Annotated in this window: 9 protein-coding genes; 3 read left to right on the top strand and 6 right to left on the bottom strand. The window is 62.5% G+C overall.

Annotated elements, in window-relative coordinates; all coding sequences use genetic code 11:
• Positions 1–924 (bottom strand): PPE family protein (locus tag DQP58_RS08170; RefSeq protein WP_133259350.1); only part of this gene is annotated, 924 nt, incomplete at its 3' end.
• 323 nt (positions 925–1,247) lie between these two features.
• Here DQP58_RS08170 and DQP58_RS08165 point away from each other — a divergent pair.
• A complete protein-coding gene (locus tag DQP58_RS08165; RefSeq protein ID WP_112707927.1) occupies positions 1,248–1,994 on the top strand; it encodes an SDR family oxidoreductase in 747 nt (248 codons plus the stop codon).
• Positions 1,995–2,020: 26 nt separating this feature from the next.
• On the opposite strand, the gene DQP58_RS08160 is transcribed toward DQP58_RS08165, so the two are convergent.
• A complete protein-coding gene (locus DQP58_RS08160; protein ID WP_112707926.1) occupies positions 2,021–2,512 on the bottom strand; it encodes a MarR family winged helix-turn-helix transcriptional regulator in 492 nt (163 codons plus the stop codon).
• 643 nt (positions 2,513–3,155) lie between these two features.
• Positions 3,156–3,380: a hypothetical protein gene (locus DQP58_RS08150; RefSeq protein ID WP_205869371.1), complete on the bottom strand. Its 225-nt coding sequence runs from the start codon at positions 3,378–3,380 to the stop codon at positions 3,156–3,158.
• A gap of 315 nt (positions 3,381–3,695) precedes the next feature.
• On the opposite strand from DQP58_RS08150, the gene DQP58_RS08145 reads away from it, so the two are divergent.
• Both DQP58_RS08145 and DQP58_RS08140 read left to right on the top strand, forming a co-directional pair.
• A complete protein-coding gene (locus DQP58_RS08145; RefSeq protein WP_165827827.1) occupies positions 3,696–4,064 on the top strand; it encodes a nuclear transport factor 2 family protein in 369 nt (122 codons plus the stop codon).
• A complete protein-coding gene (locus tag DQP58_RS08140) occupies positions 4,057–4,344 on the top strand; it encodes a class I SAM-dependent methyltransferase (protein WP_112707923.1) in 288 nt (95 codons plus the stop codon). Before DQP58_RS08145 ends, DQP58_RS08140 begins: the two co-directional genes overlap by 8 nt.
• Before the next feature lie 545 nt (positions 4,345–4,889).
• On the opposite strand, the gene DQP58_RS08135 is transcribed toward DQP58_RS08140, so the two are convergent.
• From DQP58_RS08135 to DQP58_RS08125, 3 genes are all read right to left on the bottom strand, one after another.
• Complete coding sequence (locus DQP58_RS08135) at positions 4,890–5,147, bottom strand: hypothetical protein (protein ID WP_112707922.1); 258 nt, start codon at positions 5,145–5,147, stop codon at positions 4,890–4,892.
• Between the two features lie 113 nt (positions 5,148–5,260).
• The gene (locus tag DQP58_RS08130; protein WP_240629643.1) at positions 5,261–5,695 is read right to left on the bottom strand and encodes a nitroreductase/quinone reductase family protein; all 435 of its coding nucleotides are present in this window, start codon (positions 5,693–5,695) and stop codon (positions 5,261–5,263) included.
• A 729-nt stretch (positions 5,696–6,424) separates the two neighbouring features.
• A complete protein-coding gene (locus DQP58_RS08125; protein ID WP_112707920.1) occupies positions 6,425–7,183 on the bottom strand; it encodes an SDR family oxidoreductase in 759 nt (252 codons plus the stop codon).
• Between the last annotated feature and the right edge of the window lie 55 nt (positions 7,184–7,238).

Here is a 7,238-nt window from a genome sequence, read left to right as displayed (position 1 = left end):
CACGGCCAGTAACGCGGGAACCAGAAACAGTTGCGGCTGCAGGGGCAGCCAGCTGCCGAGCTGAGCCAGATGCGTCGGCCAGTCGAACAGCATGAGATTGGTGATGAACTGAAACGCGGCCGCCGGGTTTTCCTGCAATAGGGCCCCGAACTGTTGGAAGTCCGAAAACAGTTCCAGCGCCCGAACCACCCACCAGAGCAGGTCCCCGGGATTGGAGTAGGCCTCGTACGGCAGGCCGTTGAGTGTTCCCTCGACCGGATCCCATTCGATGCCGACCAACCGCAGCAGCTGTGCGACGAACCGATTGAGCGGGCTGTCGAAGCCGTGCTCGTGGTCGTGGTGGTCGTCGTCTTCCTCGTGCTCGTGGTCGTGTGCGGTCGCTTCGGATCTCAGAATCTGCGGCGCCGGCTCGGTCTGCGGCGCGACTACCAGGGCCGTCGTGGCGACGGCGTCATACGTCGCCATCGCGGCGGCGGCCTGCACCCACATCCGCGCATAGTCGGCCTCGTTCACCGCGATCGGAATCGTGTTGATGCCAAAGAAATTGGTCGCGGTCAAGACGCCGTGGGTGGTGTGATTGGCCGCCAGCTCGGGCAGCGTCGGCATCGCCGCCAACGCGGCGGTGTAGGCCGTCCCCGCCGCTTCGTGCTGCGCGGCCACCGCGGCACCGTGCGTGCCGGCCCGGGCCAGCCATGCCACATACTGGGCGTGCGCGGACGCATATGACTCCGCAGCGTTGCCCTGCCACGTCTCGGCCTGCGTCGCCGCGACCAGCGCGGCGAGTTCCTCTGCGGCCAATAGGTATTCGGCGCTCATCGAGTTCCACGCCACGGCCGCGGCAAACAGCGATCCCGGACCCGGTCCGCTGCTCAACAATGCCGAGTGCACCTCCGGCGGGGAAGCCATCCAGATGGGTGCGGTCATCGTCGAACAATCCCAGTGCACTGGGCCGTCGAGAAGGCCACTACGGCAGGCATCTTCATGACCGGCACCTCCTGGGCTGGAACGGCGTGCAGACCAGCGGAACCGTATCTGAAAACGATTGTCGTTATCAAAGCCGGTCGTAAGGCTCATAGCAAAGGCATAGAAACCCGGCATGGAAACGCAAATTGCGACGACGAGGCGTTACGCCGTTCTCGACAGGGGGATTGACGACCACGGTAGGTGACATGTCCCGGAATAACGTGTCATGTCACGTAGTTGTTGGATATGAAACGCGCCAGGCGTTTCGACAACAGGAGGACGAGATGGCTCAGCTAGAAGGAAAAACAGCACTGATCACCGGCGGCACTTCCGGCATCGGTTATGCGACGGCGCGAGCCTTCGCCGACGAGGGTGCCAAGGTGTTCATCACCGGGCGTACCCAACAGCGCGTCGACGCTGCCGCAGCGTCGCTGGGTTCCGGTGTCGTCGGCGTTGCCAGCGATGTCACCCGCACCGAGGATCTGGATCGACTTGTCGGGGTCATCCGCGACGCAGGTGCCGGCCTCGACATCGTTTTCACCAACGCCGGCAGTGGCGAGTTCACCACGCTGGAGGACGAGACACCCGAACACGTCATCGACACGTTCAACCGCAACGTGGGCGGGACGGTGTTCACCGTGCAGAAGACGCTGCCGCTACTCAATCCCGGTGCCTCGATCGTTCTGTCCGGCTCCACCGCGGCCACCAGGGGTATGCCGGCATTCGGCGCCTACGCCGCGGCAAAGGCTGCTATCCGGTCCTTCGGCCGGACCTGGGCCACCGAGTTGGGCGAGCGTGGCTTCCGGGTCAACACGGTCATACCCGGTCCCATCTTGACCGAGGGACTCGCCGAACTGGTGCCTGACAAAGACCAGCGGCAGGTGTTCTTCGACGGTCTGGCAACGAACCCGATGAAGCGGATAGGTGATCCCGCGGAACTGGCCGCCGTGGCGGTGTTCCTCGGCTCCGATGCGAGCAGCTTCATGACAGGTGCGGAGATCTTCGTCGACGGGGGTATGAACCAGGTTTAGGTGGGTCTAGATGGGTCTAGATGGGTCTAGCTGAGGCCGGGACGCGGCAAGGTGCCCTCGCGCAACAGACTCTCGTGTACAACGGCGAGGATGTCGGCGAGGGCATCCTCGTGCTCGGGATCCAAATCGGCGAAGAACGCCCGGTGTACCCACTCTGCGTGCACCGGGGCGGCGCCGGCGAGCCGGCCCCAGCCCTCGTCGGTCAGGACGACGACAGTGCCGCGCCCGTCGGTGTCACAGGTTGTGCGCTCGACCAGGCCGCGGCGTGCCATCCGCATCAGGTGGTGAGAAACCCGGCTGCGTTCCCACCCGATCACCGTGGCCAGTGTGGTCAGCTGCAGGCGGCGATCCGGTGCGCGCGAGAGCGTACTGAGTACCGTGTAGTCGTAGAGTGAAAGGCCGCACTCGGCGCGCAGGTGACGGTTCACCTCATATTCGAGCCGGTGATAGACCCGCATAAAGTTCAGCCACGCACGCTGCTGCGTCGGCGTTAGCGGGTACTCGCCGGAATCAGTCATCGTGCATCACGGACTAGCATGCTGCCCATCTAAGCAAACTCAACCCCGATACGCGGTTTTGGTGATTCTCCGTGTCATTCGCCCTCGTTCGAGAACCGCCATCCACTTAGCGACTCCGGCCAGTAAGGAAAGGGTGCCATCCGGGACCGACGGCTCTGCTGCCGCCGAAGACCGCACAGTCTCGTCCTGGGATCCACCACACGCATCGAACACGAACGCCGCACCACGCGTGATTACAGAGACAAGATCTTGCGGATGAGTTGCCTCGTCACGCTCTACTGCCCAATCCACGAAATCACCCCGGGACCAGGCACTTTCGACGTCGACGCGCTGGCGCATGGCAAGGTTCGGTTCATTGCGAGTCTGTGCGGCAGCCAGCCCCGTCCGGTGCGCTCGAGCTCGGCGAGCCCGAGCATCACTTCAGGCGCGATGTCATGGTGAATCAGTTGAGCACCTCGACCATCTGTCCGGCTGAATTTCGTTGTGCACCAATGGCTTTACGCATGCTCGACGCGACGCAGGACTTCTCCCCGTTATTCCGCAGATCACGCATCGTTACCGTCTCCACAGCGCCAAAGCGTTACCGGTGAGACTGACAACCTACACGGCTGTTGTCGCTACCGTGCTTGGCTGCACCGGAGTTCTACAACAGCCATTCCGCCAGCGGGTGCACGAAGTAGCGCAACGAGAACGCCTCGTACACCGCCCCGACGACGAGCAAGGCCAGGGCCGGCAGCGCCAGCCAGCCGAGGTACTGCAGCCCGCGAAGGTAGCCCTGCCGGCGGTTTTTACGGTCATGCCGACCTTTCTCTTGAGACTTGTTTCCGTCGTATGGCGCTGCCTTAACGACGGACCGGATGGTCCGCAACTACTGTGCACCGCCATCGACCGCGCTCCGGGTCCGGTTTGAGTGGTTAGTCAACAGGAAGGTTGGCGCCCCAGGCGTCCGGCGGGGAGCGGGTACTACCGGCGACGAAGTGTTCGCCGTGGGGTGGTCAGCGCGCGAGTGAGCATCGAGCCGGTCCCCTGTCGCTCTTAGCTACCTTGGGTGTGCCGCTTCGAATAGACTATGACATTAAGGCTTTGGGCGCGACATGCCCTCCAACATCGAGGCCCGAGCCCTACCTCGAGCAGAGTTCCATTGAAACCGAAACGACGCCACCCATCATCCGAAAGGACTGAAATGGACAATGTCACGAAACTGGTCGAGGACCACCTGGCCCTGTGGGCGGTGACCGACTCCGATGATCGTGCAGCCAGGATCGCCCGATGCTATACACCAGAGGTCAGAGTCGTTGAACCCGACGGCGTCGTGGTTGGCCGCGAAGCGCTCAATACGCGCATCGACCAGCTACAGAAGCACTTTGGTGGTCTGTCGTTCGTCGTGACGGGTTCGATCGAGCACCACCATGGCTACGCCTCTTATCAGTGGGTTCAACCGGCAACGGCTAAGTCGGGCGAAGTGCTCGGCTGGGACGTGCTCCATTTCGACGGAGACCTCATCGACTGTGCAGTGATGTTCATCCCGGGCTTCGACGAATTGGATGTGTGACTTCGAATCCGATCGTCTGCCCGAGGGTCTTCACCAGGCGGGATTCGACCCGAGTCGACCGTGCCTCGTGGTGTGGATAGGTATATCCGTGTACCTCACGCGAACCGCGATTGACGGCACTCTTGCCGATCTCAATAGCATCTGTGCGCGCGGAAGTCTTCTCGTCACCGACTACGGTGACTCCGAGACCGTCACCGGGACTTACCCACTCGTGGGTGCACGCCGGACTGCGCGCCTGGTACGTCGCCGCGGCGAACCTGGCGTACTGCCTTATCGCTGACCGAACTGACACGCGCACTCGACATGGTCGGCTTCAACGTCCGAGACCACGCACGAGTCCCCGAACTCGCCAAGCGATACGCCCCAAACGGACAACCGTGGTGTTCCACCGACGACTGGCTGGGTGTGCTCACTGCCGAGCGCCGCCCTTGACCGCGCGGCTGTGGGTATCCGACCTGGTCGGCACGCCACACAGATTACGATAACCGCCACCTCAATCGAGACGCACAGTGCTGGCCGGAACGCGATAAGGCCACATACTTTGCAGCGCAGATTGATTCGTCTGATGAATCACAACGGAGATGGGCAGTCTCTGACCTCGCCGCGCAAGCCGTTGGTGGAATGCCACAGCGCAGCGTGGTCGAAGCACCGGTGGTCACACTGAAACTGAAATAAGTTGCGATGCAACATGATAGGTAATATGCGGCAGTTTACTGGTAAGCCTCCGTTTTTCGATCCGTGCATATTCCTCCGGATCGCCGGTGAGCGATTCGAGTGCCCGTGACCGGTTCCCTGCTAACGTGCGCGCCGATCACCGGGAAAGACTTATCCGCTGCACCTCGCTTCTACCGCATCGACGGTTTGCGCAAGGAGGACCGCGATCGTGGTGGGCCCGACACCACCGGGTACGGGCGTGATGAGCCTCGCGCGCTGAGCGGCTGGGTTGTATTCGACGTCGCCGATGGTTCCCGGGTTGTAGCCGGCGTCGATCACGACCGCTCCGGGTTTGATCCAGACACCTTTGATCAATTCGGGTCGGCCACACTGAACACAAAGGAGTTCAACATGGCCGCAGCACTCGATCGCGGACGCCCTTTCACAGGAAACGAACGCGAACTACTGGAAGATCGGAGTCGTCAGCGACGGCACCAGCTTCTGGCCGCTATGGAAGCCCGGCGAAGCCGCAGGGCTCGCACTCAGTCTGTTATTGGATGCAGATCGATCCGCACTGTCGCCGGGCTACTGGCCGAAGCGCGGAAGATGACCCCGTCGGCGCGACCGATGAGCCCGTTGGCGTTGTCAATATCCCGACGCCTGCTCAGCGCATCGTCGTCATACAGCACTGTTGCAGTTCCGGTGCGCCAGTGCCGGCCAATCTTAACCCGCACTTGGGGGCGCTCGATCAAGTTCTTCACATAGGCGCCGTTTGTCCCGTGCTCAGACACCAGCCAGAACACATCGCCGTCTAGTCCGTTGCCGACGGGCGTCAACCGCGGTTGGCCACTGCGCCTGCCCGTGGTCTCTAGCAGCGCGAAAGCGCGCGGCGCCATCCCCAGGCGCAGCGCTGTTCGAAATATCGGGTTGAATACGTACTTCGCCAGTTGATGCTGGAGCCGGGCTCCAGTGGACACGAGGGCCAGTCTGCAACAAATCGCTCGTTCAGGGTAGGCCGCCGCAGCTTGGGCCGAGGGCGAAGGTTGCCGCGGCGTCGTCCCGGCGGGGAGGCGGCTGCGGCTGCCCGCCCAGCGAAAGGCGTACCACAACAGACCACATTCCGAGTAACACAGCGTGATTCACCTGATGATCAATATTGACGGATCCGGCGGTTATAGGCGATGGCCGCGAAGGCGTTGCGGTCCAAAACAACACCAAATGAAGTTGTGTCGAATTCGTGGCCTCGGACGGCGGCGCCGCTGTCGCTGATTTAGAGTGCTGCGTCGCCCGGGTGAGTCCAGCGGTAGGGGAGCGCAATTGTCGATGGCCTCCGTCATGGGCCTTCCCGCACGATGAGGCGAAGCCCGGCGTCGACGGCGTTGACATTGAGGAGCTATCGGTGGTGGTCGTGCCCCAGGCACCGGTGTCGAGGCCCGTGCGCAGGCGCTTGAGTCCGCGTTCAAGGTCGCTTGCGGGAAGCCGTGCTAACCCGGAGATGCAACTGCGCACGTCGGAGTCAAGGTAGGCGGCCGGTCGACGGCAATAAGCCGTGGAACTGACCAATACGTAGCTGGTCCTCAAGCCGACCGCCGAAAGCAGTTGCACCGCCTGCAATTTGCAGCGGTGAGTTTACTGGTAACCCTCCATATTCGATCCGTGCATAATCCTCCCTTGCAGCAGTCCTAAGCCCTTGCCAATCGGTGGGTTCATCTGAGGGTTCGATCGTGGACCAGGGTGGGCAGTGGTTGAAGGTAATCCGCCCCTCCGACGTAGACCGTGTCCTGGGTGGGTGCTGCGCTGAGGGCCTCTGTCGCGATCGCGGACGCGAATTCGTCCAGGGTGGGGAGTGGGCCGAATGCGCGGCGTGCCTCGACGGCCTCGGGGTCTCGCCGCTCAAGCAGTCGGACAATGATGGTTCCTTCGATCATGTCGCCGGAGACGACACTCAGCGAAACCCCTCGCCTTGCGAGGTCTGGGCGCATGGCACGAAGAGCGTCCTCACCGGCTCGCTTACTTTCCGCGATCGGGATGTACTCGGCGGGTACCGGTTTGAGGCCGTGGAAGTGTGCTTGATGGCTGGTGACAAAGACTACGCGGCCGCCGGCGGGAATGAGCGGCACCGCCCGGGTGAGCAGATGCACTGGGGCTTGACAATTGATGCGCATCGCATAACCAGGGTCGGCGTCTCGCTCGAGCCCGCCCGAGGCGTTCAAGATCAATGTGTCCAGGCGACCGAACTCGTCACGCACGCACCGGATGACCTCAGCGCACGCGTCCGGGTCGCAGATATCAAGACGTAAAGACGATGCAGCGCCTCCGGCCGCGGTGATACTGTCGACGAGATTGGTTGCCCGGCGCTTCTTTTCACGATAGGTGAGGATCACGTGAGCTTTTGCGAGGGCTAAGTGGCGGGCCGTCGCGGCACCCACGCCGCGCGATCCACCAGTGATCAACACAATCGGCATGTACGGCAACGGGTAACTCCTACCTGGTTAGCGTCCGGGCTGGGGGCGGACCTAC

This window comes from Mycobacterium colombiense, from assembly GCF_003284975.1.
Taxonomy (GTDB): Bacteria; Actinomycetota; Actinomycetes; order Mycobacteriales; family Mycobacteriaceae; genus Mycobacterium; species Mycobacterium europaeum_A.
The sequence above is the reverse complement of the archived record's forward strand: the minus strand, read 5'-3'. Positions and strand labels throughout refer to the sequence as shown.

Excerpts from the sequence above, each read along its gene's own strand:
- DQP58_RS08165 (WP_112707927.1), top strand. The coding sequence starts at position 1,248 with ATGGCTCAGCTAGAAGGAAAAACAGCACTGATCACCGGCGGCACTTCC.
- DQP58_RS08160 (WP_112707926.1), bottom strand. The coding sequence starts at position 2,512 with ATGACTGATTCCGGCGAGTACCCGCTAACGCCGACGCAGCAGCGTGCG.
- DQP58_RS08145 (WP_165827827.1), top strand. The coding sequence starts at position 3,696 with ATGGACAATGTCACGAAACTGGTCGAGGACCACCTGGCCCTGTGGGCG.
- DQP58_RS08140 (WP_112707923.1), top strand. The coding sequence starts at position 4,057 with ATGTGTGACTTCGAATCCGATCGTCTGCCCGAGGGTCTTCACCAGGCG.
- DQP58_RS08125 (WP_112707920.1), bottom strand. The coding sequence starts at position 7,183 with ATGCCGATTGTGTTGATCACTGGTGGATCGCGCGGCGTGGGTGCCGCG.